This window comes from Halalkalibacter lacteus (genome assembly GCF_036663595.1).
In the GTDB taxonomy this organism is placed as follows: Bacteria; Bacillota; Bacilli; order Bacillales; family Bacillaceae_D; genus Halalkalibacter; species Halalkalibacter lacteus.
On the sequence record NZ_JAWRVL010000498.1, the window covers coordinates 1 to 231 of the forward strand.

1 protein-coding gene is annotated in these 231 nt (G+C 68.4%); it reads right to left on the bottom strand.

Going from position 1 to position 231, the window contains the following annotated elements:
• A partial coding sequence (locus SAZ04_RS23685) for a 4a-hydroxytetrahydrobiopterin dehydratase (protein WP_431309062.1) occupies positions 1-168 on the bottom strand: 168 nt, incomplete at its 3' end.
• Between the last annotated feature and the right edge of the window lie 63 nt (positions 169-231).

The window sequence follows — 231 nt, forward strand, 5'->3', positions numbered from 1 at the left end:
ATGGTCGAGGTCCTCTGCGACCTCCGCGACCTGCTGCACCAACCGGATCCCGTCCATGAACGACGGGGCCTTCACCGATCGCGTGATCGCGTCGCCGTCCTGGGTCCACCGAGGCAGCTCGCGCTCGAGCGCCCGGTCGATCTCCTCCTGGGTGAGCCGCTCGGCCACCTCACACCTCCTTGCGCTGGTCGCGACGGAGGATCTTCGACCCCAGCCAGACGACCGGGTAGT